This is a genomic window from Mucilaginibacter sp., assembly GCF_028288225.1.
In the GTDB taxonomy this organism is placed as follows: domain Bacteria; phylum Bacteroidota; class Bacteroidia; order Sphingobacteriales; family Sphingobacteriaceae; genus Mucilaginibacter.
In genome coordinates this window covers 200,035-224,068 of sequence record NZ_JAQBOC010000076.1, presented here as the reverse complement: position 1 = coordinate 224,068, position 24,034 = coordinate 200,035, and the positions used below count along the sequence as shown (strand labels likewise).

Annotated in this window: 19 protein-coding genes; 5 read left to right on the top strand and 14 right to left on the bottom strand. The window is 41.9% G+C overall.

Annotated features, from left to right (window positions below):
• The first annotated feature begins 61 nt into the window (after positions 1-61).
• Positions 62-331: a hypothetical protein gene (locus tag JWQ54_RS22875; RefSeq protein WP_299589833.1), complete on the top strand. Its 270-nt coding sequence runs from the start codon at positions 62-64 to the stop codon at positions 329-331.
• Between the two features lie 92 nt (positions 332-423).
• Here JWQ54_RS22875 and JWQ54_RS22870 read toward each other — a convergent pair whose 3' ends face one another.
• The 3 genes from JWQ54_RS22870 to JWQ54_RS22860 form a co-directional block, all read right to left on the bottom strand.
• Positions 424-1,602, bottom strand: a complete 1,179-nt coding sequence (locus JWQ54_RS22870) for an MFS transporter (RefSeq protein ID WP_299589832.1) — start codon at positions 1,600-1,602, stop codon at positions 424-426.
• A gap of 166 nt (positions 1,603-1,768) precedes the next feature.
• The gene (locus JWQ54_RS22865; RefSeq protein WP_299589830.1) at positions 1,769-2,269 is read right to left on the bottom strand and encodes a hypothetical protein; all 501 of its coding nucleotides are present in this window, start codon (positions 2,267-2,269) and stop codon (positions 1,769-1,771) included.
• Between the two features lie 149 nt (positions 2,270-2,418).
• Positions 2,419-3,126 (bottom strand): DsbA family oxidoreductase, encoded by a 708-nt coding sequence (locus JWQ54_RS22860; RefSeq protein ID WP_299589829.1) that lies wholly within the window; start codon positions 3,124-3,126, stop codon positions 2,419-2,421.
• 231 nt (positions 3,127-3,357) lie between these two features.
• Here JWQ54_RS22860 and budA point away from each other — a divergent pair, with 231 nt between their 5' ends.
• The gene (budA, locus tag JWQ54_RS22855; protein ID WP_299589827.1) at positions 3,358-4,164 is read left to right on the top strand and encodes an acetolactate decarboxylase; all 807 of its coding nucleotides are present in this window, start codon (positions 3,358-3,360) and stop codon (positions 4,162-4,164) included.
• A 177-nt stretch (positions 4,165-4,341) separates the two neighbouring features.
• Complete coding sequence (locus JWQ54_RS22850) at positions 4,342-5,640, top strand: PQQ-binding-like beta-propeller repeat protein (protein ID WP_299589825.1); 1,299 nt, start codon at positions 4,342-4,344, stop codon at positions 5,638-5,640.
• 25 nt (positions 5,641-5,665) lie between these two features.
• On the opposite strand, the gene JWQ54_RS22845 is transcribed toward JWQ54_RS22850, so the two are convergent.
• The 4 genes from JWQ54_RS22845 to JWQ54_RS22830 all read right to left on the bottom strand — a co-directional run bounded on the left by JWQ54_RS22845 (position 5,666) and on the right by JWQ54_RS22830 (position 11,606).
• Entirely contained in the window at positions 5,666-6,850 is a 1,185-nt protein-coding gene (locus JWQ54_RS22845) for an aminotransferase class I/II-fold pyridoxal phosphate-dependent enzyme (protein WP_299589823.1), read from the bottom strand.
• A gap of 164 nt (positions 6,851-7,014) precedes the next feature.
• The gene (locus JWQ54_RS22840; RefSeq protein WP_299589822.1) at positions 7,015-9,090 is read right to left on the bottom strand and encodes a pitrilysin family protein; all 2,076 of its coding nucleotides are present in this window, start codon (positions 9,088-9,090) and stop codon (positions 7,015-7,017) included.
• A gap of 24 nt (positions 9,091-9,114) precedes the next feature.
• On the bottom strand, positions 9,115-10,449 hold the full coding sequence (locus tag JWQ54_RS22835; protein ID WP_299589821.1) for a pitrilysin family protein: 1,335 nt from the start codon (positions 10,447-10,449) through the stop codon (positions 9,115-9,117).
• Positions 10,450-10,646: 197 nt separating this feature from the next.
• Positions 10,647-11,606, bottom strand: a complete 960-nt coding sequence (locus JWQ54_RS22830) for an acyltransferase (protein ID WP_299589819.1) — start codon at positions 11,604-11,606, stop codon at positions 10,647-10,649.
• A gap of 178 nt (positions 11,607-11,784) precedes the next feature.
• Between JWQ54_RS22830 and JWQ54_RS22825 the strand changes: the two genes are divergently transcribed.
• On the top strand, positions 11,785-12,687 hold the full coding sequence (locus JWQ54_RS22825; protein WP_299589818.1) for a hypothetical protein: 903 nt from the start codon (positions 11,785-11,787) through the stop codon (positions 12,685-12,687).
• A 130-nt stretch (positions 12,688-12,817) separates the two neighbouring features.
• Here the strand turns inward: JWQ54_RS22825 and JWQ54_RS22820 are convergent, their stop codons facing one another.
• Complete coding sequence (locus tag JWQ54_RS22820; RefSeq protein ID WP_299589817.1) at positions 12,818-13,696, bottom strand: AraC family transcriptional regulator; 879 nt, start codon at positions 13,694-13,696, stop codon at positions 12,818-12,820.
• Positions 13,697-13,891: 195 nt separating this feature from the next.
• Here JWQ54_RS22820 and JWQ54_RS22815 point away from each other — a divergent pair, with 195 nt between their 5' ends.
• Positions 13,892-14,416, top strand: coding sequence for an O-acetyl-ADP-ribose deacetylase (locus JWQ54_RS22815; protein ID WP_299589816.1), 525 nt, complete (start codon positions 13,892-13,894; stop codon positions 14,414-14,416).
• A gap of 77 nt (positions 14,417-14,493) precedes the next feature.
• Here JWQ54_RS22815 and JWQ54_RS22810 read toward each other — a convergent pair whose 3' ends face one another.
• The 6 genes from JWQ54_RS22810 to JWQ54_RS22785 all read right to left on the bottom strand — a co-directional run bounded on the left by JWQ54_RS22810 (position 14,494) and on the right by JWQ54_RS22785 (position 23,972).
• Positions 14,494-15,741, bottom strand: a complete 1,248-nt coding sequence (locus JWQ54_RS22810) for an FAD-binding oxidoreductase (RefSeq protein ID WP_299589814.1) — start codon at positions 15,739-15,741, stop codon at positions 14,494-14,496.
• Between the two features lie 106 nt (positions 15,742-15,847).
• On the bottom strand, positions 15,848-16,846 hold the full coding sequence (locus JWQ54_RS22805) for a 4-hydroxyproline epimerase (protein WP_299589813.1): 999 nt from the start codon (positions 16,844-16,846) through the stop codon (positions 15,848-15,850).
• A gap of 86 nt (positions 16,847-16,932) precedes the next feature.
• Entirely contained in the window at positions 16,933-18,507 is a 1,575-nt protein-coding gene (locus JWQ54_RS22800) for an aldehyde dehydrogenase (NADP(+)) (RefSeq protein ID WP_299589811.1), read from the bottom strand.
• Positions 18,508-18,609: 102 nt separating this feature from the next.
• Positions 18,610-19,557 (bottom strand): dihydrodipicolinate synthase family protein, encoded by a 948-nt coding sequence (locus JWQ54_RS22795; protein WP_299589810.1) that lies wholly within the window; start codon positions 19,555-19,557, stop codon positions 18,610-18,612.
• Between the two features lie 101 nt (positions 19,558-19,658).
• Positions 19,659-21,881 carry a putative Ig domain-containing protein gene (locus JWQ54_RS22790; RefSeq protein WP_299589809.1) on the bottom strand — a complete coding sequence of 741 codons (2,223 nt, stop codon included), beginning with the start codon at positions 21,879-21,881 and terminating at the stop codon, positions 19,659-19,661.
• 81 nt (positions 21,882-21,962) lie between these two features.
• Positions 21,963-23,972 carry a glycoside hydrolase family 127 protein gene (locus JWQ54_RS22785; RefSeq protein WP_299589808.1) on the bottom strand — a complete coding sequence of 670 codons (2,010 nt, stop codon included), beginning with the start codon at positions 23,970-23,972 and terminating at the stop codon, positions 21,963-21,965.
• Positions 23,973-24,034 lie beyond the last annotated feature (62 nt).

The window sequence follows — 24,034 nt, the reverse complement described above, 5'->3', positions numbered from 1 at the left end:
GGTTAAAAACTATTATTCTTCTTATCGCTTTTATAGGTGTATCACATAAACAACTACTATTATGAACCCATACCAGCAAAAGTGGATCGAAGTTTTAAAAAGCGCCCATATCCCTAATTGGAAAATTGAACCATTGGAGGAAGATATTTACATTGAGATGCCACACGTAACCGATCTGAAATTAATACGGGATAACTTGCCGGCAACGCTCGGCGCTATGTCATTAGATATAGATGTACCTAAAGAACGCCTTAAATTCATTTTTCATAATGGCCATGAAAATTTTGAATACATGCTAAATCCCAATGAGGAAGATTTGGATGAGGAGTAAGGAAGTCCGAAAGTCGGAAAAGTCAAAAAAGATAAGGCAATAAGTAAAAGAATCGGTGTAATCCTCCTGAAATCAGTGCAATCCTAAAATAATCATAACCGCGCGCGCGTTGATAACACCACTACGCTGATCCCCATAACTGCTATAAACGCAAATGATGCCCTTAAAGTAGCCAGGCCTGCGATAAAACCTATAACCGGCGGACCAACCAGGAAGCCTATAAAGCCTATTGTAGAAACCGCTGCCAGTGCCACACCCGCGGACATGGTTTTTGATCGCCCTGCAGCACTATAAACCATAGGCACAACTGATGATACCCCTGCGCCAACCAGCAGAAAACCCGCCATTGCGGTATAAAAATAAGGAAAGATAATTGCCACCAGCAAGCCTGATGCAGTTAACGAGCCGCTAACCTGCAATGTGCGTTTTAAGCCGAAACGATGGGCAAACCAGTCGGCAATAAATCTGCCGCTAGCCATTGTAAGCATAAATGCAGTAAAGCCAGCGCCCTGTAAAGCAATAGGTACAGCCACCACTTTTTTAAAGTAAACAACGCTCCAGTCGAACATAGCGCCTTCACAGATCATAGAACAAAAGGCGATGCTGCCCAATGTTAATAGCGGAACCATCAATCTGAATTTTTCGCGAAGAGAAATTGAAACCGCACCTTTGTTTTTAGGTGCACCGGCATCATCATACAAATACCTAGAGGCTGCTGCAACGCCAATAGCAAGAATAACAAGCACTAAGATAAAGTGATGAAAAGGATCAATCCTGTTGGCTATCATCACAGTGCCTATGCCAGCCCCGGTAAACCCGGCCAGGCTCCACAAGCCATGGAACGATGCCATAATTGGCTTATCATACATGCCCTCAGCGGCAACTGCCTGTGTATTAACAGAAATATTAACTGCATTACTTGAAAAACCAAAGCAAACCAGGCAGATGATCAATTGAAACGTATTTTGTGCCAGGCCAAGGCTTATTAAACAAATACCATAAACCAATATGGCAGCAAGCAGTAATTTTTTGCTTCCTATTTTAGTAATAACCCAGCCCGAAAAAGGCAATGATAACATTAAACCAACCGGAAGTGAAAAGAGTACAGCACCAAGGGCAGCATCAGTTAAGCCCATGGTTTGCTGAATAGTAGCTATCCGCGATGCCCAGCTTGAAAAACACAACCCGGCCATAAAAAATAAAACGCCTACCGCAATGCGGAGCGTTTTTCTGGTAATGGATGGTTGTATTGCTGTAATTGTATCTGCCATTGCACTATGTTAGTGTATGTTTTACACTTTACATTTTATGCAAATGTATCTGATTTTCAGCAAAGTTGAAAAGATAGTTTTAATTTTTACAAAAAAAATAAAACCATCCCTTTATTATAGCATCAAATACTCACAGTGACTAAAGCTAACCCGGCTCCAATTCTTATTACAAAGTAATGTTAAATGTACCTGTAACACCGGGTATTGTTTCGCCGGTTGAAATATTGAACAGATCTGTAGTAAAAGTGCCTTTAATAGTGCCATGAAAACCGTCTGTAGTATTCAATTGTGTTACGGTTACCTTTCCGTTATCACCCAGCATGCTGTTTAAGTACAGGACATCAATATTGTAAGTGCCGGCTTTATTGTTGCTAAACGAAAGTGAAAAGCCACCTTCGGGTGTTGTTCCACCCATTATTTGAGTGTTTCCATCAGGTAGGGTTGAGGCATCAGCTGCCATAACCTGGAAAGCAATCATGGTAAGTGTAGTTACACTGCCATTAACGTTGTAAGTAATTGTACTGCCATTTTTGACAAGTATTTCGCCGGGAGTACCCGTTTGCGTAGTAGTGCTATTGGCAGGATAAATTGGTGGATCGAGCTTACAACCGGTTAAGCCGGCAATTATAAGTAGTGAAGTAAAAACTTTAAAGTATAATTTTCTCATTGCGCCGTTTTGTGATCCGATTTATAAGTATAAATATTTACTTGTCGGTTAAATGCCTGTGAATAATAATTTATAGCGTAAATTATCCACACCACAATACGTAATTTGCAAGTGTTAGGTTACAAAAACGGGAATAAAGTTCCTTATAATTAATTGCAGTCGCCATCAGGCCCGCACGATTCACCTTCAATAATTTCTAATTTGGGTTTTGAGTTTTCCTGCTGCCACTCGCCAAAAGCTTTCTGCAAGGTTTGCTCAAACACGGGGATGGACTGTGCGCCAGATACAGCATACTTATTATTCAATACAAAAAATGGTACGCCCTGTATGCCAAGATACTGTGCGGTATCAATATCATGCTTAACCTCATCAGCATAAGCATCACCTTCTAAAACCTGTTTTATTTCAGCAGCGTCAAGGCCTATTTCCTTGCCTAAAGCAATCAGGGTTTCGTTATCGTCAATGTTTTTGCTATCGGTAAAATAGGCTTTAAATAATTGTTCTTCGGCTTCAACGCCTAAGCCGTGTTTTTTAGCGAGATGGCTAAACCTGTGTGCTTTAAAGCTATTGGCAACAACGGCCTTATCAAGGTTGTAAGTTAAGCCTGCTTCGGCAGCCATTTGGGTTACGCGGGCATTCATTTGTTGGACATAGTCAATTGTCCACCCCTTTCTATCAGCAAGGTATTGATCAATGTTAGTAGTCGGATCGGTTTCAAGATCAGGGTTCAGCTGAAAGCTTTTCCATTCAATTTCAATCTCTTCCTTGTGCTCAAAATGCTGTAAAGCATCTTCAAACCTGCGCTTGCCTATATAACAAAACGGGCACATTACATCGCTCCATATCTCAACTTTCATCTTGTTCAATTTAAAGTTTACTTTTTCTCTGTGTTCCTTTGCGTTTGCCTTTGTGAACTTTGCGGTTAAATTTAACCACGGAGAGCACTGAGCAGCCACGGAGAGCAACAGAGATTTGCTTCAAATTCGCAGTCGTCTCATTTTTCGATCGTGGCAAAGCAAAGTTAAATCCATATCTTAACATCACCGTAAGCAGAAAGTAAAACTTTATAATCACCTTTGTTCTAAATTATGACGTCAACAATTAAATATTTTTATACCGCTACTCTATTAGTTTTTAGTCTGAATTTCAGCCTTATCGCGCAGCAAAAGAACGCAACTTCCGGTAGTAACTTATACAGCGCGGGCTATGCCTCAGCATTTATAGGTGGATTATACGATGCCTGGTATCCATATAAAGACCTGCACCAGCATGGTGATTTTGGCCTGGGTGCCCCCGCCATGCTCGACGGCGAATTAATAATGCTGAATGGTAAACTTTATAAAACACAATATACCGGCAAAACCAGTCCGGTAAGTGATGCCGAAAAAACACCTTATGCGGTGGTGTGCTTTTTTCATGCCGCTAAAGTTTATAAACCGGGTAAAGAATTAAACAAGGCAGCGCTTTTTAAATACCTGGATAGTGTGCTTACCAATCAAAACGGGATCTATGCCATTCACATTAGCGGCAATTTTAAGTACGTAAAAACAAGGGCATTTCCGCCGGTGGAGAAAAAACCATATTTGCCGCTTGCAGCCATGCTTGATAAGCAGCACTTTTTTGAATTTAACACCATAAAAGGCGACCTGGCAGGTTACAAATTGCCGGTATTTATGGAAGGTCCGCACATCAGCGGGTATCATTTTCATTTTTTATCTGCCGATAAAACATCGGGCGGCCATATAATTGATGTGATAGCTGATGACATAATTATTGAGGTTGATATCCTGAGCAGTTATACAATGGAACTGCCCCAAACACCTGATTTTAATAATTTTGATTTCAAGAAAGACCGCAAGGAGGAAATTAAAAGCGTGGAGAATGGGAAGAAGTAGTAGCGCGTTGTTATGCGATTGGGTAGCTTCGTTCTTCGCCATCAGGATCGGCTATGAGTGTAGAAAGTTCACAAATTTTATCCGCAATTTTTGCCATATTTATTAACCCCATATTTATAACCAACCACTTATCCCTAGATGATGCCTAAATACCTTGTGATTTTTGTTTTTTGCTGGATGAATATTGCATTCGGCCAAAGCAACTCAAATTCAGTTACCTCAGTTTTTCATGCTGGTGCAGCGCATACCGGTGTTTACACGGGAGAGAACTATAGCTCGTTTGCCGGCTTAAAATGGAAATTCAAATCGCAGGGCAAAATATTTTCATCTCCCGCCATTTCTAATGGCATTGCGTACATCGGCAGTGCCGATCATAACCTGTACGCCATTGATATAAAAACAGGTAAGCAACTATGGAAATTTACAACAGGAGGTGCGGTGCATTCTTCACCGGCAATAAATGGTAATATAGTGTGCTTTGGCAGTTTTGATGGGCATTACTACGCTTTAAATGCCAAGACCGGCACTTTAATATGGAAATTTAAAACCGGGGGCGAAAAACTGGTAGGCGCAAAAAGCTTATGGGCCATGAAACCGCATGATCAGTATATGAATGATCTGTATGATTTCTTTCTCTCCTCACCAATATTTAGCAGCAATAACCTTACTGTATATTTCGGCAGCAGCGATGGCAATATGTATGCGTTAAACGCTGTGAGCGGTAAGCTAAAATGGACCTTTAAAACAAAAGGCCTTATTCATACTACACCAGCTTTGTATAATGGCAAACTGTATTTTGGTAGCTGGGATACCTTTTTTTATGCTGTTGATGCTACCTCAGGCAAACAGCTCTGGAAATTTAAAACCGGCGACCAGCCTGTTGTGCATTTATTGGAAGGCGTCCAGGGTTCGGCGACTTGCAGCAATGGCATGGTTTATTTTGGTGCAAGAGATAGTTATTTGTATGCGCTCAATGCTAACACCGGTAAAATGACATGGAAATACAGCGCACAAGGCTCATGGATCCTTACCACACCCGCCATACAAAGCGGGGTTGTTTATACCTCGACATCTGATACTTATATTTTCGCAGCTTTAGATGCTAAAACCGGGAAACAAAAGTTCAGCTACAAAGCCAATGGCTATCTTTATTCATCAGCTGCAATTGGCGGAAGCACTGCTTACTTTGGAGACTTTACTGGTAAACTTTCTGCCGTTAACCTTAAATCAGGTAAACTAACCGGTCATTTTACTACTGATGGCAGGAACAGAAATGCCGCTAAACTATTAAAGAAAGACACCCTTGATTATAATTACATTTCAACAGGTAAGGATAACGAGCTTTATGCCACTTCGGTTAAAATCATGGATCAATTGTATACGCTTGGCCCAATAGTTTCATCACCGGTTATTAGTAATGGCGTAATTTATTTTGGCAGCGCCGACGGTTGTTTATATGCGCTTGGTTTAAAATAAACTCATTATACCAGAAATTTTACGCTTATACTTTTGCAGATGATAGCGCATCGGTAAAAGCTGCTACTAACGATTGATTATCTGTTTTAAGCAGCGTTTCATTTACCTGCAGCTTGATAACACCTTCATGGTTAGCATTTCTTACCAGAACCTTGTGTTTTTCATACAGTTGCTGCCTGAATTTTTTAACATCGGTGGCAGTTAATTTAAGATCGAATATATTAGAACCACCCTTTATAGGATTAATATTTATGCCCGGTAATTTGTTCAGTTTACTAAAGAGGTCATTCGCTTGTATAAATGTTTGTTTTAGCCTGTCTTCCAGTCCATCAAGGTGGTATAACGCCATTGCCGCTTTGCTCCAGCTGCTATAAACGGTACCGCCATGAATCTTGATAAGATGTTCCATCTTATCTATCACAGCTTTATCGCCACAAAGAATGGCACCGCCATCGGCTCCAAGGTATTTATAAAGCGAAATATAAATAGTATCAAAATTCGAAGCATACTCTGCAATTGAAATTCCGCTAACAGCCGCGGCCAGGTAGATCCGCGCGCCGTCAAGGTGAAGTTTATAGCCATTGCTGCGGCAGAAGGCAGAGATCTTCCTGATCTCTTCTATCGGGACCTGCTGACCGTCGCAGCGCCTTACCGGGTTTTCAATAGCGACAGTTCCTATCCCACTTTTAAAAACTTCGCCGTCATTAACATAATTGATGCCTGCCTTGAGATCTTCCAGCGTAAAAAAAGCTGCGCCCGGGGCCAATGGCATCAATCTTTTATTGAAAACAGATTGGGCGGCGTCAGCTTCATCGCGGTAAATATGGCTTGTGTCCTGTACAAAAATCTTGGTGTTTTCACCATTTAGCACCGATATAGCCAGCTGGTTAGCCATGGTACCTGTAGGCATATAGGTAGCTGCCTCTTTGCCGGTAATTTCCGCAAACCGTTTGGTAAGCTTTGCAAGTGTTCCACCTTGTCCATAAACGTCTGCTTTTATAGGATCTTTTTGACTGATCTCCTGCAGCTTTGCCAGGTAATCTGCGGGGGCATAGTGGACCCCATCATCAGTAAAAGAAATGTAAGTATTTACAGGCGCGTCGATTTTTATTACAGCAGCATGCGCATTGGCAGCAAGGCCCGGTAATAAAGCCGGAACCAGGGAAAGGCCTGAAAGTTTCAGAAAATTCCTTCTTTTTATCTCTCTCATTTTGTGATGATTTTTTACGGTTGTAGTTTTCTAAGTTAATATTTATTTCATAAAAAAAAGAGCCTGCCACCGGCAAGCTCTTTTAAAAATAAATTTAATCTCTGTTTTCGCAATGCCTCTTATAGAGTACCCTACGATGGAATTATATCGTGATAATCACAATTCTATTTAAAATCGTCAGCAGTTACGCCAGTATTTATTTTAACATCAGTTACGGTCATTTCAAATGTTTGATCGGACTGTGTTATGGTTTGCTTGTACGGGAACATCACATTGCCAACTTTGCGGTAATCGCTAAAATCCACTGTAGTGTTTGCACTTACATTATTGCTTACTGTAGTGCTTTCGTTTTTCACCAGCAGCTTGCTTTTAACATCATAATATTCGGTTGATGTTTTGCCGGTTGGGTCGGTAACGCTAACCTGGTATGCATCGGCTCCATTCACTTTTTGGATGCCTTTTACCGCAAGCTTAAATGCAGGGTTGCTTAAGTAATCAAGCTGCTCGGTTAATGAAGTGAAAACCTTTTTTTGCGCTATTTCATCGGCACCCAGATCTTTTTTATTAGGTCCCTGTTGCTGATAGCCTTTATCACCATCAAATGTTTCTTTCATCACCGTGTTGCCACCCATAGTAACGGTCATGGTTTCTTTGTTAGGCGCCATTTTCTTTTGCAAAACATTTAGTTTCATGCCTTGCATGCTCATATCCATGGTAGTAACGCTCGATGTTACCTTTTTCAATTCGGTAGCTCCGCCAACAGCATCAATATAGCCTTTTATTATATCGGCAGCATTTACGTTGGGCACGGCAGCAGTTTGGGCGCCTTCTGTTACCGGGTTGGCATACTTATCGTATAGCTTAACAGGATGTCCGCTTTTCTTAAGCCCGTCAAGCATTTGGGCGGCACCGCCAACTACTACCACACGCGTATTATCATAGTTAAAGTATTTTTGAGCCACGCGTAAAATATCATCAGCCGTTACCGCATTTACCTTTTGCAGGTAAGTTTTGTAAAAATCAGCAGGCAGGTCATTAATCAGTATATTACTGGCAAACGTTGCCATGCGTGCCGGGTCTTCCAATCCTAATGCAAATGATCCGTTATATAAAGCCTTGGCCGTGCTTAGCTCTTCGGCTGATACCTTATCAGTGCGGATCCGTTTTATCTCGTTCAATATTTCGGTAACGGCACTATCTGCTTTGGCATTTCTTACTGATGCTGAAGCATCAAAAGTTTCCTGGAACCTGCCTGTGCCTAATTGTGAGTAAGCGCCGTATGTAAAGCCATGTTTTTCGCGCAGATTCATAAATAATCGGCTCTCGGCACCACCACCTAAAATATAGCTGGCTAATATAGCCGGGAAATAATCGGGGTTGTTCTTTTTAATATCAACGAGGTTTATCACGCTGATCTCTGATTGTACTGCGCTTGGCACGTCAACAACGTCAATTTCGGTTTTTGTTGGATTAGCTACTTCTGCAAGTTTAGGTAAAGTAAGTTCAGCGCCTTTCCAGCTGCCAAATATTTCAGTAGCTAATGCTTTGGCCTGGGCTGGCTTAATATCGCCAATGATGGTTAAATAACCCCTTGAAGGCGTCACATATTTACTATAAGCATCTTTAATATCCTGCAGGGTAAGGGACTGGATACCTTCTTCGGTTTCAAATTCGCCGTTAGGGTGTGTTTTGCCATAAGCAAGTGCATTGCCCACCCTGGCTGCAATAGCCTTGGCACTTTTTGCATTTGCTTTTAAACCGGTTATAGTTTGAGTTTTTAACTTATCGAAAGATTCCTGTGTAAATGCGGGCTCTTTTAAAGCCTGCCCCATTAGGGTAAATGCATTTTTGAAATAGCGGGTTAACGCTGATGCATATCCGCCTGAGGAGTTAAGGCTAACGTCGGCACCTAATTTTTCAACCGATTCATCAAATACAGCTTTAGGCATGGTTTTGGTGCCCTCATTAAGCATAGATCCCATCAGGTTTACTGCACCGGCTTTACTGCCCTCGGTTACCGGGCCAACATCAATCAAATAACTTGCTGATACCTTCGGCAGGCTATGGTTCTCAACAACTAAAACCGTAATACCATTTGGCAATGTGTATTTAACAGGGTCTTTTATAGTTAACACAGGTGCCGGCCCCGGTTTGGGCTGTTTTGTGCGGTCAATAGTTATTTGTGCCTGCGCATATTGCATCAATAATGCTCCGGCAGCTATCATTATATATTTCTTCATGATCTTTTTCGTGCTATAAGTTAATTATTGAGCTTTACCTTTTCCGGGCAAATAATACAAAACAAGGCGCTGGTTAGGGTTAAGGTATTTTTTAGCGGCATCCCTTATTTCTTCCCTGGTTATTGATCTTATCTCAGTTAATTCTTCATTTACATGCCCGGTATCCTTATGATAAAAGGTATATCCGTTACTCAGATTTTCTGCTAACCCAACCATTCGCGTATTAGCGCTCACAAAGTTATTTTCAAATTGGTTTTGTAATTTCTGGTATTCTTCAGGACTTATCAGATCGGTTTGCAGCTTTTTAATTTCCTCGTCCATATCAGGTAATAAGCTTGCCGGGTCAGCCCCGCCGTTTGGCAGTGCACCAACTATGTACATACCGTAATCTTCAAGGGCATAGTTAAAGGCAACCACCTGTAATGCATTCTTTTTCTCATCAACCATTTTTTTGTACATCCTCGAGCTTGCACCACCCGAAAGAACAGTAGAGATCATCTGCATTATTTTCGAATCATGACTGTCCCTGCCCGGCACCCGGTAAGCTTCAATCATAAAAGGGATCTGAATGTTGGCGTCATAGGCAGTATCAGTAACCTGTTTGGTTATTGGCGACTCGCCCGTTTTTTTGTAAACAATATTCTCCCCACGTGGTATCGGTCCAAAATAGGCTTCAACCAATTGTTTTGTTTTAGTAACGTCAATATCGCCGGCAATGGTTAATACGGCATTGTTAGGGATATAGTATTTTTTAAAAAACTCCTTAAATTCAGTCAGCCTGGCTGCATCCAGATCTTTCATTGATCCAATTACTCCGTTGTGGTAAGGGTGGGTAGGGAACAGCCCTTCGCTTATATAAGTAATTAAATTACCGTAGGGACGATTATCAAGACTTTGGCGTTTTTCTTCTTTTACTACCTCGTTCTGCGTTTTTACACCAATTTCATTTATTACCGGGTGCATCATGCGTTCGCTCTCCAGCCACATGCCGGTTTCCAGTTGGTTTGATGGGAATAGCTCGTAATAAAAGGTCCTGTCTTGTGTGGTATTGGCATTGTTCTGGCCTCCATTTGCCGATACCACCTTCATGAATTCGCCACGCTTAATATTGTCGCTGCCTTCAAATAGCAGGTGTTCAAAAAAATGAGCGAAACCTGTACGGCCCACAACCTCATTTTTTGACCCGACATGATACATAACAGTGACAGCCACTACAGGCGCCTTACTATCGTTGTGCAGAACTACGTGCAAACCATTAGGCAGATCGTATTCCGTAAATTCTACTTTTTGCGCTTTAGCTTGTAGACCCGCCAGGAATACCGCTGCGAGTGCACAAAAAACGCTTTTCTTTAGCTGCATATTGTGAAATTGATTTATTGCTAATTTATTAATTTGTTTTTAAATAATAGGCTAAATAACTATCTTTTTAGTTATTTAGATAACTGTAAAGATGAAAAGTTACTAAGTCGGAAAATCCATGGTACCAAAATTTAAATCCCCAGCAACCTTCAAGACTATTTCTTTTTAGAGAGTCCTGAAAAGAGAAATAAGCATAATTACCTGGATAACTTTATCATTTTAGAGAGCTTTAAAGCATATCTTTCTACCAATAAATAAAAAATATAGGCCGATAGAATACTTAGAAGTAAGCATCCCCCAAATAATAATGATTTATTGGTGACATGTGAACCAATACTCCCAACCAAAAAAAGACTTAAAGGAAAATGTATAAGGTATAATGAATACGAAATATTACCTAAAAAATAAAGCGGCTTAATCTCTTTTTGACTTTTATACAATAAAATAAAGAGAGCTACCGATAGTGGCACAGCGCCGCTTTTAATGGAAACAGAAACCATTATATAAGCTGAAAGTGCAAACAACACTAATAAACCTTTGGTTAGGCTAATTCTTTTAACGTAAGCCATAAAGGCTATAAACCCTATTACAAAATCAGACATTTGTTCAATAATAACACCATGATAGTTTAGCTTACTTAAAATACAAATTATGTTTATGCAAATTAATATAAGTATTGATACATTAGCTTTAATACGTATTAAAAAAGGGAAAAATATGCCTAAGAGCAAATAAAACTGAAATTCAATTGCAAGTGTCCAAAAAACACCTAAGAACCAATTTGTTCCCTTTACAAATGGTACCAGGTAAAACAGGTGTAACAGGACAGAATTTAAGTTTAGCAATGAAATTGGCAGAACGCCAATTATAAAGGGCAAAGCTATAATACACCAATAAGGAGGGTCAATCCTGATACTTCGCCTGAGTAAAAATGAAAAAAAGTCCTTCAACACATACTTTTTCTTATAAAGCGAATAAGGTAAAATAAAACCTGATATAACAAAAAATATGACGACGCCTTGCTGTCCGACGTTAATTAAATAGTCAATAATGAAATTTACATGGAAATCACAAATCATTTGAATATGAACAATACATACAGATAAGGCAGCAATTGCACGCAATAATATAATACTGATAATTTTAGGATCGTTCACGTGTGCAATATATAAAAACTCTTTGTGGAGTGTTTAAATTAAATCCTATCCATCTTCCGGACTTTTCCGAATTTCGGCTCAAAACCAATCTAAACTCCGTCATCTCCTGATAAACTCTTCACACTAAATGCGTTTATTTGCGTTATTATATATTTTTGTAAACAGAGAGCAGCATTAAATGAACCGCGTTACTAAAATAAGGATCCTGGTACCGTTTGTTATTATCCTTTTTTTGGGTGCTTATGGGCGGCACAGGCATTTTAGCCGGGAAATAGATATCAGCGGCAAACTGGACGACAAGCAAATGAACGAAATTTCAGGAATTGCTGCTTCTCGTATAGTTCCGGATATTTATTATATACATAACGATAGCGGCGATACAAGCCGTTTTTTCGCCATAGCTCCAGATGGTAAATTAAAATCAACCATTTATTATAAAGGCGACCTGAAGGGGAAACTGGGAGTGGATGATTGCGAAGATATTGCCGTTGGCCCCGGGCCGCTTAAAGGTAAAAGCTATGTTTACCTTGGCGATATAGGTGATAATAATTCAAAACGGTCATTTTTAACAGTATACCGTATGGAGGAAAATGCCGCATGGCTCAATAATGAAACTTCAACTGCGGATGCAATTCCTGTTCATCTTAAATATCCGGATGGTCCAAGGGATGCCGAAACATTAATGGTTGATCCTATTGAAAAGCTAATGTATATTGTAACAAAGCGGCAGGACTCGGTAGCTGTATATACAGCCCCGCTAAATTATAAGTCAGGGGATACCATTACATTAACAAAACGCTGCAAATTGTTTTTTAATGGACTTAAAGTGTTTAAATGGATAACGGCAGGCGATATATCAAAAGATGGCTCGCAAATAGTATTGAAAAGCTACGAAAAGGTCTATTATTGGAAACGTGATGGTAATGAGCCGATTTGGAAAACCATACAGACAAAACCCGAAGAGCCGTTTTATGTTCCCGAGAAACAAGGCGAAGCAGTAGGTTTTACACCGGATGGTAAGGGATATTACACCACGAGCGAAGGTGTTTATTCGCCGATATACTTTTATAAAACACCATAGGAAGGGAAATCAAGAGAAAAGAACCAAGATTCAAGAAGGAACGGGAAACTGATTAAAATACCTTTTCAGGGAATAGGTATGGTCTTATTTTGAATTTTCATTCTTGTCTCTTGCTTCCTGACTCTAAAATCTATTCTATCGTATTCGCATAGCTGTGCACATAATCGCGGGGTGATACGCCGGTAATGCTTTTAAACACATAATTAAAGTTAGTGATACTGTTAAAGCCGCAGCTGTAGGCAATGGTAGCAATGCTTTTTGCAGAGCCGTTAACCAGCATTTTACAGGCTTCGTTCACTCTTACTTTGTTCACAAAATTCACTAATGTATGCCGGGTGTGCTTTTTAAAATACCGGCAAAAGGCAGTAGGGGTAAGGTGGGCCTGCATGGCAACATCCTCCAGCGTTAAGGCACTGCTGTAGTTTTGCATAATATAATTATAAACCGATGCAATGCGCATCCCTTCAGGATCGGTCATGGAGAATGCATAGCTGCCGGATGAAAGGGGCTGCAGGTTATCAGTTGTGCTTAAAATATTAAGCAGCTCAATAAAGCTGTATAACTGTTCTGCACCGTTAGCATGCTGAATAGCAGCCAGCCTGCCAGCTATGTCTGTATACATACTATCAGGAATCTTAAACCCACTTTGGTTTTGGGTGATGAATGCTTTTACAGCCTTCATTTCGGGCAGATTAAATAAGGCTGATAATTTACCAGAGGGATTAAAGAAAATGGTAACCGTACGAACTTCCTTACCGCTATCTGGCTGAAAATATGCCGGGTCGCTTTTAAACAAATGGGGGAGGTTGGCTCCAATTACATAAATTTCGCCCTCCCGGAAAACATGCATGTTGTTATCGGCCAGCAAGGTGCCCTCGCCTTTTTGGATCCAGGTGATCTGGGTTTCGGCATGGCGGTGCAGGTAAGTATAAAAATGCGGCAACACTTCTTCCTGCACAATGATTGAATGATCATGCGGAACAGGAATGGTGAAGGGCAGTACTTTCATGGGTGTAAATTTAGGTAATTAGGTTGATTAAGTTGATTGGGTTGAATAGTTAGATTAGGTTGATTGGGTTGGGTAAGTTGATTAGGTTGAATAAGTTAGATTAGGTTAATTTGGTTAGAATGGGTTGATTAAAATTGGAACATTTATTGTTTATTTAGTTAAGTTAGATTTGACAGCTTCACAAAGCCTATAATTATGAATGTTGAAAATAAAATAGAACTGCTGCAAGCGGACATCACCAAAATAATTGCAGATGCCATTGTAAATGCTGCCAATACTTCGCTGTTAGGTGGTGGTGGTGTAGATGGTGCCATACACCGTGCCGGCGGACCTGAAATTTTAGAAGAGTGCCGTAAAATAGTTGCCAGGCAAGGCGGCGGCAAAACTGGCGAAGCAGTAATAACTAATGCCGGCAGGTTGCCTGCAAAATATGTCATCCACACTGTCGGTCCTGTTTGGAACGATGGTAAATATCACGAAGAAGAAAAACTGGCTAATTGTTATAAAAACTCCCTGCAATTAGCTGTCGATAATAATTGTAAAACAATTGCTTTCCCCAATATCAGCACCGGTATTTACAGGTTCCCAAAGGATGGAGCGGCAAAAATTGCTGTTGATATGGTTAAAGATTTCCTATCTAAAACAGATAAAATTGAAAAGGTGGTGTTTGTTTGTTTTGATGACGAGAATTATGGATTGTATGAAGCGCTTTTGAACTAAGATTTGTAGGATTAGAGAATTATAAGATCAATTGCCAGTTAAAAAGGCAATCCTAAAATCTTCTAATCCTATAAATCTTAGTTATACCGGTTCGCGTCAAACAACCCGGCATTAATAACGGGTTTCTCCCCATTAAAAGCATCTGCAATGAGTTTACCGGTTGCAGGCGCCAATCCCAAACCTATCATTGCGTGACCGGTTGCAATTGCCAGGTTCTTATATTTACTTGTCATACCAATATAAGGCAATCCATCAGGTGAGCATGGCCTGAAACCAAACCAAACATCTTTTTGATCAGGCATTGCCAATTTAAAATCAGGGAAGTATTTGGGAACAGATTCAACAATACCCTTTACCCTGTTCATGTTTACCTGTTTATTGATCTTGCCGATCTCCATGGTGCCACCAAAACGGATGCCGCCGTTCATTGGCGTAATAGCTACCCTGGCTTCACAAAGTATAGAAGGGATGGACATCGGTTTAACCGGATCATTTACCATAAAGGAGTAACCCTTACCCGGCATCAGCGGAATATTTAGCCCGGCCAGCTTTGCTATGCCCGGCGACCATGAGCCACCTGCAATCAAATAATTATCGCCTGTGTATGTTGCGTCTTTTGTACTTACTGATATGACCTTGCTGCCATCCTGGTTAATTCTTAAAACTTCAGTATTGCGATGAATGCGAACACCTTCAGCTTCCAAATATTTTACCAGTCCCTTCATCAGTTTATTGGGCGACATGTGTGAATCGCAACGGTAATGTACCGCGCCTAAAATATCCAGTTCCAGATCCGGTTGCAACTTGTGGGCTTCTGCTGAGGTAAGGTATTGCGCATCCAAACCAAGGTTGGTTGCTTTTTCAACCAAATGAAGCTCTTCCTCCTCAACTTTTGGCGATTTAAACAGCATCAGGATGCCTTTATCCTCCAAACCAAAATCAATCCCCGAATCTTTTTCAAACTCATGGTATAAATTTCTGCTAAGCAGTGAGATATCCCTTAAACCGCCAGCAGAGCGTTCCAGATGCTTCTTAGTCGCGCTTTTTACAAATTTTAATCCCCAGCCAATCAATTCCCTGTTTAAAGATGGCTTTACATAAAACGGGCTTTTGCTGTTAAACATCCAGCGGATACCCTGTTCAATCATCCCCGGCGAAGCCAGCGGCACAAAATGACTTGGTGTAACCATTCCCGCATTGCCGTATGAGCAATTATCAGACAGGTCGCCCTGTTCTAAAACGTCAACTTCCCAGCCTGATTTATGCAGGTAGTAAGCTGAAAATAAACCTATAACACCACCGCCAATTATTATTGCTTTGCTCATGCCCCTCTAAATCTCCCCTAAAGGGGAGACTTTTAAATTATGGTTAATATTTTGTTAGTTACTCTATTTTAAGCCCTCTCCCTTTAGGGGAGGGTTTGGGTGGGGCTTATATCACCTGGAACCCAAACGCATATGGATCCTCATCATCTATTTTTATTGTATTGTATCCAAAAACTCTTGCCCAGCCTTCAATTCCGGGAATTATAGCGGGTTTATCACCTATCGTTACCTCATCCTCGACCGTGCCGATAAACTGGCTGCCGATGATGCTTTCATGGATAAATTTATCACCTTTTTTTAGTTTGCCTTTTGCATGCCATTGCGCCATACGGGCTGATGTGCCGGTTCCGCATGGTGAACGGTCAATTGCTTTATCTCCATAAAAAACAGCATTGCGTGCGGTAGCTTCGGGCGAGATAGTTTTACCTGTCCAAAGGATGTGTGAGCAGCCGTTAATAGTAGGATTTTGTGGATGAACAAAAGTATATTTCTCATTTATCTTTTGTCTTAAAACCCGGCTCCACGAGATCAGCTGATTGGCAGTATAATCTTCCAGACCTTTAAAGTTTGGCTGCGGGTCAACAATGGCATAGTAATTACCGCCATAACTTACATCAACAGTCAGCATTCCCAGGCCTGGGCATTCCACCTCCAGATTTTCAGCAGCCAGGTATGAGGCTACATTAGTAAGCTTTACCGATTTTACTTTGCCGCCATCCTGTTTGTACTCAATTAACACCAGGCCGGCAGGCGCTTCCATGCGCACTATGCCTGGAGTTTTTGGGGTGATCAAGCCTTCCTCAATGGCAATGGTAATGGTGCCGATAGTTCCGTGCCCGCACATGGGCAGGCAGCCACTGGTTTCAATAAATAACACGGCTACATCATTTGCAGCATCATGTGGCGGATATAAAATACTGCCCGACATCATATCATGCCCCCTCGGCTCAAACATCAGCCCTTTACGGATCCAGTCGTATTCCTTTAAAAAATGCTGGCGTTTCTCGCTCATATTATCGCCCTGCAGGTTTGGCCCGCCACCGGCTACCAGCCTTACCGGGTTACCGCAGGTGTGCGCATCTATACAGAAAAAGGTTTTAGTCATTTTGGTCATTAGTCATTATGTCATTCGTCATTGGTATTAGCCTGGTTAAGATTTTTCACCAATGACTAATGACCATTGACCAATAACTATTTAGTCCATTCGTTATTAAACAACCGCCAGATCTTTAGCGGATTGCTGGTTTTTAATTCATCGGGCAATAAATCTTCGCTCCAGTTTTGCCAGCATACCGGCCTCACAAAGCGTTTGATAGAAGATGTTCCTACAGATGTAAACCTGCTGTCGGATGTTGCGGGAAATGGGCCGCCATGTTGTATGGCATTGCCAACTTCAACACCTGTTGGCGGTCCGTTCAAGATTATCCTGCCCGCTAAATTTGACAGTTTATCGGTTATGCTTTTATAGTTTGGCAGTTCTTCATTTTCGGCCATTACGGTTGCAGTTAGCTGGCCATGCAATGAATCAACAACCTGTTCCAGTTGTGCTATATCATCAGCAATTACAAGCATGGAATAAGGTCCGAAAACTTCCTCTTTAAATTTTTCATCAGCTAAAAATGCTGCTGCTGTTATTTCGGTAACAACGGCTATCCCCTGGTTTATTTTTGTGGCGTCAAGCTTGTCTGATTTTGCGATCACAGTAACTGCATCATCTGCCAGCATCCCGCTTGATAGCCTATTAAAATTGGCACATATGCCTGGTGTTAGCATGGTAGCCGAATTTACATCTGCTATCGCGATACTAAGCGCTTTTTTAAATTTTTCTAATCCTTCTGATCTTACGGCTATTAATAAACCGGGCTGCGTACAAAACTGACCCGCGTTTGTGGTTATTGAGGCAGATAATTTTGCCAGTCCTTCAGCACGGTTTTCCAACGCTTTTGGTAAAAATATAATGGGATTGGTGCTACCCATTTCGGCAAATACCGGGATGGGTTCATCGCGCTCGCGTGCCATTTTTACCAAGGCCATTCCCCCTTTAAACGAGCCTGTAAAGGTTACTATTTTGGTTTTTGGATGTTTTACTAAAGCTTCGCCAATGGCATAGCCATCATCATACAAAATAGAAAAAACACCTTCAGGCATACCGGTTTTTTCAGCAGCTTTTTTTATGGCCTCTGCTACCAAAGCACTTGTACCGGGATGTGCAGGATGTGCCTTTACAACTACCGGACAGCCCGCAGCTAAAGCAGCAGCAGTATCGCCACCGGCAACAGAAAATGCCATGGGGAAATTGCTTGCGCCAAACACAACACATGGGCCAAGCGGCACCATCATTTTACGGATATCAATACGCGGTAATGGCTGACGATCAGGGATAGCAGTATCAATAACAGCCTCAACCCATGAGCCTTCCTCAAGCAGGTCAGCAAACATTTTTAGCTGATTGGTAGTACGCGCCCGTTCGCCTTGCAAACGGGCTGCGGGTAAGCCGCTTTCGGCCATTGCACGTTCGATCAGCGGATTGCCAATGGCTATAATTTCATCGGCAATGCTGTGCAAAAAAGCAGCTTTTTTGCTGTTGCCGATGTGGCGGTAAAATCCAAAAGCTTTATCAGCCAAATTCATAGCAGCACCTGCTTCCGCTATGCTTGCCGCATAAAATTCGCCGGGCAGATCAACTCCTAAAGAAGGATCTACCGCTTTAAATTTATTGCCTTGTTCGGGTTGGTAACTGTACCCTATTAAGTTTCTTGTTTCCATAGTTTGTAATTTTTACATTGGGTGTCATGCTGAGGCACTCGAAGCATGCGGGCAAAGGCCTCTGCGCTCACCCTTCGAGCGCCTCAGGGTGACACCCATTTTTTAACTAACGCCGCTAACATCCACCTCAGCCTCAACTCCCCAACTGCCTGTGGGCAATTCAGGGCGGTTGGCGATGGCTTTATCAATAATTGATAAAATTCTTTCACGTTCTTCGCCAATAAGCGTTAAACGTGGCGCCCTCACATTTTCGGTACCTAAGCCTGTTTGTTTTTCGGCAAGCTTAATATACTGTACCAATTTAGGGTGAATATCCAGCTCAAGCACCGGTAAAAACCACCTGTAAATTTCCAATGCTTCCTGGTGACGGCCCTGTTTAGCTAAATTAAAGATAGCCACAGTTTCCCGCGGAAATGCGTCAACCAAACCGGCAACCCAGCCATCAGCACCCATAAAAATGCTCTCTAATGCTAACGTATCCACACCGCATAATAGTTTAAATCTGTCGCCAAATCGGTTTATCATCCGGGTAACATTACTTACATCACGGGTCGATTCTTTTACCGCCTGGATGTTATCATATTTTGCAAGCTCCTCAAACATATCCAAAGTAACCTCAATCTTATAATCATAAGGGTTATTGTAGATCATAATTGGCAATGGCGTGCTTTTGGCAACAGTTGCAAAATATTGTAACGTTTCCCGCTTATCAGCAAGGTAACGTAAGGGTGGCAGCATCATTAAACCATCAGCGCCGTATTTTAACGCATTTTCGGCACATAGTAGTGCCGCTTTGGTGGTTTGTTCTGCAATATTTAATATTACATAGGCACGTTTGTTAACCGTTTTAACGGTTTGCTTTAACAGCTCAATCTTTTCAGTATCTGTTAATACGCTGGCTTCACCCAGTGAGCCACCTATGATGATCCCTTTAGCCCCTGCCTCAAGCTGCGCCTCGATATTTTTATCGAATGCCTCAAAATCAATTTCATCATTATCATTGAATTTTGTAGTTACCGCCGGGAAAACCCCTTTCCAAATTACGCTCATATTATGCCCCTCTAAATCTCCCCTAAAGGGGAGACTTTCTATTTTATTGTTTTTACTTTGTTATTTACTCGTTTTAAAGCCCTCTCCCTTTAGGGGGGGGCTCACTTACTAAGCTTTACCAGCATCACCCCATGCGGTGCTACCTGCGCTGAATAAGTACTTCCGCTTGTTATTAAATATTTTTGCTGCCATACATCGCGTATTTTGGCAAGGCCCTTTAAATCGTTTTCATCACGGTTAAGAGTGATGGTTTGATACTTGTCTGATGTATTAAATAACCCAACTGCTTTACTGCCATCAGCCAAATCCTTTATCCAAATTTGGTAATCATCATTTTTAACAGCCTGGCGTGCTTCTTTGCCTAAGGCATCCTGGTCAATAGCCAGCACTTCATCATTTGTTAGCAGGCCAAGTGTAAACCTGTCAAGCTTACCCATATCGCAGCCTATTAATAACGGTGATGATAACAAACTCCACAAACTGATGTGTGTATATTGTTCATCAGGGGTTAAATGCGTATTATGCTGGTTATCGCCCCAGCCAACTTTGCCAACCACCAACATGTCAGGATCGTTAAAATGACCCGGTTCTGCGTGCGGAGCAGCTGCCATTTGGCTAAAGCCAATGTCGGTCATGCTTTTCCATGTATCTGTAATATCGCCTGTAGTACGCCAGCTGTTGCCGCCAACTTCAGCGCCCCAGTTCCATACCTGCCCCATCCCATACTGGCAAAAGCTGAACATAATATCGCGCGGAATTTTATTTAATGATGCGCGCATTACCTGGTAAGGCTTTTTCATATCGTCGAGGTTTGGATCTTTAGCCGTTACCTCGCTGTATGAGCACCAGTCGTATTTCAGATAGTCAATGCCCCAATCACCATAGGTTTTGGCATCCTGGTCTTCATGCTGCCAGCTGCCTAAGTAGCCGCCGCAGGTGCGCGGACCAGGAGATGAGTAAATGCCCATTTTTAAACCCAGGCTATGCACAAAATCAGTTGTGGCTTTCATATCCGGGAACTTTTGGTTGGTTACAATCTCGCCGCTTGCTGCACGCTGCTCTGCTTCCCATCCATCATCAATATTAATAAAGTTCCAACCATGGGCACTTAGTTTATCAATCATGGTTTTCGCAGCAACACGTACTTTTTCATCGTTAACACTGAGCCCGAACGCATTCCAGCTGTTCCAGCCCAGGGCAGGGGTAAGGCCTATCAGGTCGCCAATCTTTATGGTAAATTTTTTTGTTTTTGTGCCGAGGGCGTTTTTTACAGTGATATTTACCGCGTGATCTCCTTTCTGATTAACCACACCGGTAATTATACCGGTATTGGCATCAAGCTTTAAGCCATCGGGCAAGCCTGTCGCAGCATAAATCAATGGCTTTTTACCGCTGGCAGGTATTAAGTATAAGAATGGGTTGCCGGGACGGGCACCATAAACGTCAGGCCCGTTTATCTGTGGCTTTGAGCTTGGGTAAGGGGTAAGCACATAAGGTGTGCCATCGGTTTTTGTAATGGTTTTACCCGATTTTTCCTCAATAAAAGTATAGCTAACCAGGTATGATTTTTTCTCGAGCCGGGCAATGCTGAAACTATAGGTAAACGGCTTGCCTGCCGTAAATTCTACATCGTTTATCTTATCATAAATAACCTTGTTGTTTTCCGGATCAGTTACCTTAAAAGCCAGTTTTCCTTTATAGGCATAGTTGCTTGTTGTTGTTAGTTTAATGGCTTTGTTTAAGCTGTTATTATCGCCAAAATTAAACTCGGCATCGGTATTAATGCTTACCGGGTCCATCAGGTCGGCCATGCCTATCGAAAATTTATCGCCGTATATGCCGCCATCACCGCCGGTATCAAATATGCGTATAGCCAGCACATTTTCCTTATCCCATAAAATTGCAGGGTTATTGGCTGCTATGGTATAGCTGCGCGGTCCGTAGTTACCGGTTTTTATGTCGCCACTTTTGCCGCCATATTTTGCCACCAGCTTACCATTAAGGTAAACCTCATCATTATCGTCAACCTCATCCAGGTTGATGCGCAGACTATCTTTTAAATATGATTTTTCTTTTACTGATGATGGGATAACCACATGCAGCCTGTACCAGCCAAAGCCATCAATGCCTTTATAGCCCTGCTGCTCCCAGCTATGCGCCAGGCTAATGGGTTTCCAGTTTTGATCATTATACGTCGGCGATGCCCATTGAGTGGAATCACCGATTGCAAATTTCCATCCTTTAGCGATTGAAATTTCCTGTGCGGCGGCCCTAAATGTAAGGGCGGCAACCATGCAGGTCAACAAAAATAGTTTTCTCATCATTTTAATATTGATTTGATAATTGGTTTAACCGTAGAAACGGTGGTTTTTTGGTTTAATACTGTCAAAACTACGGTTTATAAATTATTTTGTCATCAATTCAATATATTTTACTTGTTCGGGAAACCACACTGTCATTTCGCCCTTCCCCCGGTTAGCCCATGAGTAATAGGGAATTGCGGTCATGGTTTTGTTTGATGTACTTATGATCTGCGCTGCTTCATCAATATTAACACTTTTTATACCAGCCTTTAAAACAGTTACACCATTTAATAGATCTGGCTCAAAAGTTGTTGTAAAAACAGTGTTTTTCGGAACAATAATGTTACTTGCCTTACCATCATTGTCTTTCCACTCGGCACAATACATAATAGGGCCACGCTGCAATGCCACCTTGCCATTATCATCAATTAAACTTGTGTTAGCAACCACGCGTTGTACATCCATTGGCAGGGTTAGCTCAACCTTGTCGTTCTTTTTCCATTTTTTGCTGATAACCGCATAGCCATTTTTTATTTGATAATCAACCGCTTTACCGTTAACTTTTATTTCTATTTTTTGTGCCGATGACTGCTCGTATGAATAAAGTGTTGACGGAACAGCCTCGTTTTGCGCCCAACCCGGGATGCGGATCTTCAGGTTCATGTCCATTGTTGATGATGGGTTAATGGTGAAAGCTAAACCACCATCCCATGGATAATTGTTTTGCTGGATTATCTTCACATCTTTATTATTTACCTTCAAATTCCCGATGCCGCTGATGAACAGGTTTACATAAACATCATTACCGTTTTGTGCATAAATGTAGCCGGGGATAGACGGAATAAGCCGCACCACATTGGTAGGACAGCAAGAGCATACAAACCAGCCCGAGCGTCCGCGCTCCAGGTCAGGATGATTAAAGCTGTCGCTTACCTGCATGGCATTGGTGTAAAAAAATGATTTCCCGTCCAACCCAACACCGGAGATCAATCCATTATACAACGTTTTTTCCATCACATCAATGTATTTGGAATCGCCGTGCAAAAGGAACATCCTTTGGTTCCAGAAAACGCTGCCAATGGCTGCACAGGTTTCGTTATAGGCGGTGGTATTTGGCAGCTCGTAATTATCGCCAAAACGCTCACCGTCGCCAACGGCACCAATGCTTCCCTGCACATACATCTTTTTGGTGACCATATTGTTCCAAATCCTGTCGATAGCTTTAATATAAGCGGTGTCGCCGGTTAAAGCAGCCACATCCGTCATGCCCGAGTACAGGTACATTGCCCGCACCGCATGACCCTCGGCTTCGTCCTGGTCAACAACAGGCTCATTATCCTGGAAATAGACGCCATTTTCGTAAGGGTTTTTACTCCGCTTGTCGTATTTCTTTATGCCGCGCTGATCAATAAAAAATTTGGCCAGGTTTAAATAATCAGTTTTGCCGGTAATGCGGTATAATCTAACTAAACCCATCTCCACAATTTCGTGCCCGGGAGCTACCTGCTTTTTACCGGGACCGAAGGTGCGTACCAAAAGATCGGCATTTTTTAAGGCGATGTTTAAAAAATTGCGCTTGCCGGTTGCCATGTAGTGTGCAGCAGCAGCCTCAAACATGTGGCCGCAGTTGTATAGCTCATGGCTCATTTTTCCTTCGTTTATCCAGCGCTCAGGCCCTGCAGCTGATATCGGGTGGGCAGGGTTAATACTGCGGGCGGTATACAAATAACCATCCGGCTCCTGCGCACGGCCAACTATACCAATTAAGGAGTCAATGTAGGCTGATAATACTGCATCGGGATGAACAGCCAGCGAGTAGGATGCCCCCTCAATAGTTTTGTAAATATCGGTATCGTCAAACGGGTAAACCGTGCAAAATTTCCCCTTATGCTCGGCAGCCATCACAAAGTTTTTAATCCTGCCCGTGCTGTCGCAACGTTTAAACGATGCCGGTATGATAACCGTACGATTGGTCTCAATGCGCGATGTCCAGAAATGGTCTGTAAGCTTAACACTGGTAAAAGACACCGGCTGGATAGGATAATCCTGTTTTTGTGCATTAGCTGAAAGCCAGCAGCAGGTTATAGCCAGTAAACACAATTTTTTCATCATATCCTTTTTGAATTAGTTGATTAAGTGTATGGTTGACCAGGTTAGTTTTCAGCTTAATTAAC

What these genes read in the sequence shown, in the direction of transcription:
- JWQ54_RS22840 (WP_299589822.1), bottom strand. Translation starts at nt 9,090, where the DNA reads ATGAAGAAATATATAATGATAGCTGCCGGAGCATTATTGATGCAATAT.
- JWQ54_RS22850 (WP_299589825.1), top strand. Translation starts at nt 4,342, where the DNA reads ATGAATATTGCATTCGGCCAAAGCAACTCAAATTCAGTTACCTCAGTT.
- JWQ54_RS22860 (WP_299589829.1), bottom strand. Translation starts at nt 3,126, where the DNA reads ATGAAAGTTGAGATATGGAGCGATGTAATGTGCCCGTTTTGTTATATA.
- JWQ54_RS22865 (WP_299589830.1), bottom strand. Translation starts at nt 2,269, where the DNA reads ATGAGAAAATTATACTTTAAAGTTTTTACTTCACTACTTATAATTGCC.
- JWQ54_RS22810 (WP_299589814.1), bottom strand. Translation starts at nt 15,741, where the DNA reads ATGAGCAAAGCAATAATAATTGGCGGTGGTGTTATAGGTTTATTTTCA.
- JWQ54_RS22790 (WP_299589809.1), bottom strand. Translation starts at nt 21,881, where the DNA reads ATGATGAGAAAACTATTTTTGTTGACCTGCATGGTTGCCGCCCTTACA.
- JWQ54_RS22835 (WP_299589821.1), bottom strand. Translation starts at nt 10,449, where the DNA reads ATGCAGCTAAAGAAAAGCGTTTTTTGTGCACTCGCAGCGGTATTCCTG.
- JWQ54_RS22800 (WP_299589811.1), bottom strand. Translation starts at nt 18,507, where the DNA reads ATGGAAACAAGAAACTTAATAGGGTACAGTTACCAACCCGAACAAGGC.
- JWQ54_RS22875 (WP_299589833.1), top strand. Translation starts at nt 62, where the DNA reads ATGAACCCATACCAGCAAAAGTGGATCGAAGTTTTAAAAAGCGCCCAT.
- JWQ54_RS22870 (WP_299589832.1), bottom strand. Translation starts at nt 1,602, where the DNA reads ATGGCAGATACAATTACAGCAATACAACCATCCATTACCAGAAAAACG.
- JWQ54_RS22820 (WP_299589817.1), bottom strand. Translation starts at nt 13,696, where the DNA reads ATGAAAGTACTGCCCTTCACCATTCCTGTTCCGCATGATCATTCAATC.
- JWQ54_RS22815 (WP_299589816.1), top strand. Translation starts at nt 13,892, where the DNA reads ATGAATGTTGAAAATAAAATAGAACTGCTGCAAGCGGACATCACCAAA.
- JWQ54_RS22785 (WP_299589808.1), bottom strand. Translation starts at nt 23,972, where the DNA reads ATGATGAAAAAATTGTGTTTACTGGCTATAACCTGCTGCTGGCTTTCA.
- budA (WP_299589827.1), top strand. Translation starts at nt 3,358, where the DNA reads ATGACGTCAACAATTAAATATTTTTATACCGCTACTCTATTAGTTTTT.
- JWQ54_RS22805 (WP_299589813.1), bottom strand. Translation starts at nt 16,846, where the DNA reads ATGACTAAAACCTTTTTCTGTATAGATGCGCACACCTGCGGTAACCCG.
- JWQ54_RS22795 (WP_299589810.1), bottom strand. Translation starts at nt 19,557, where the DNA reads ATGAGCGTAATTTGGAAAGGGGTTTTCCCGGCGGTAACTACAAAATTC.
- JWQ54_RS22845 (WP_299589823.1), bottom strand. Translation starts at nt 6,850, where the DNA reads ATGAGAGAGATAAAAAGAAGGAATTTTCTGAAACTTTCAGGCCTTTCC.
- JWQ54_RS22825 (WP_299589818.1), top strand. Translation starts at nt 11,785, where the DNA reads ATGAACCGCGTTACTAAAATAAGGATCCTGGTACCGTTTGTTATTATC.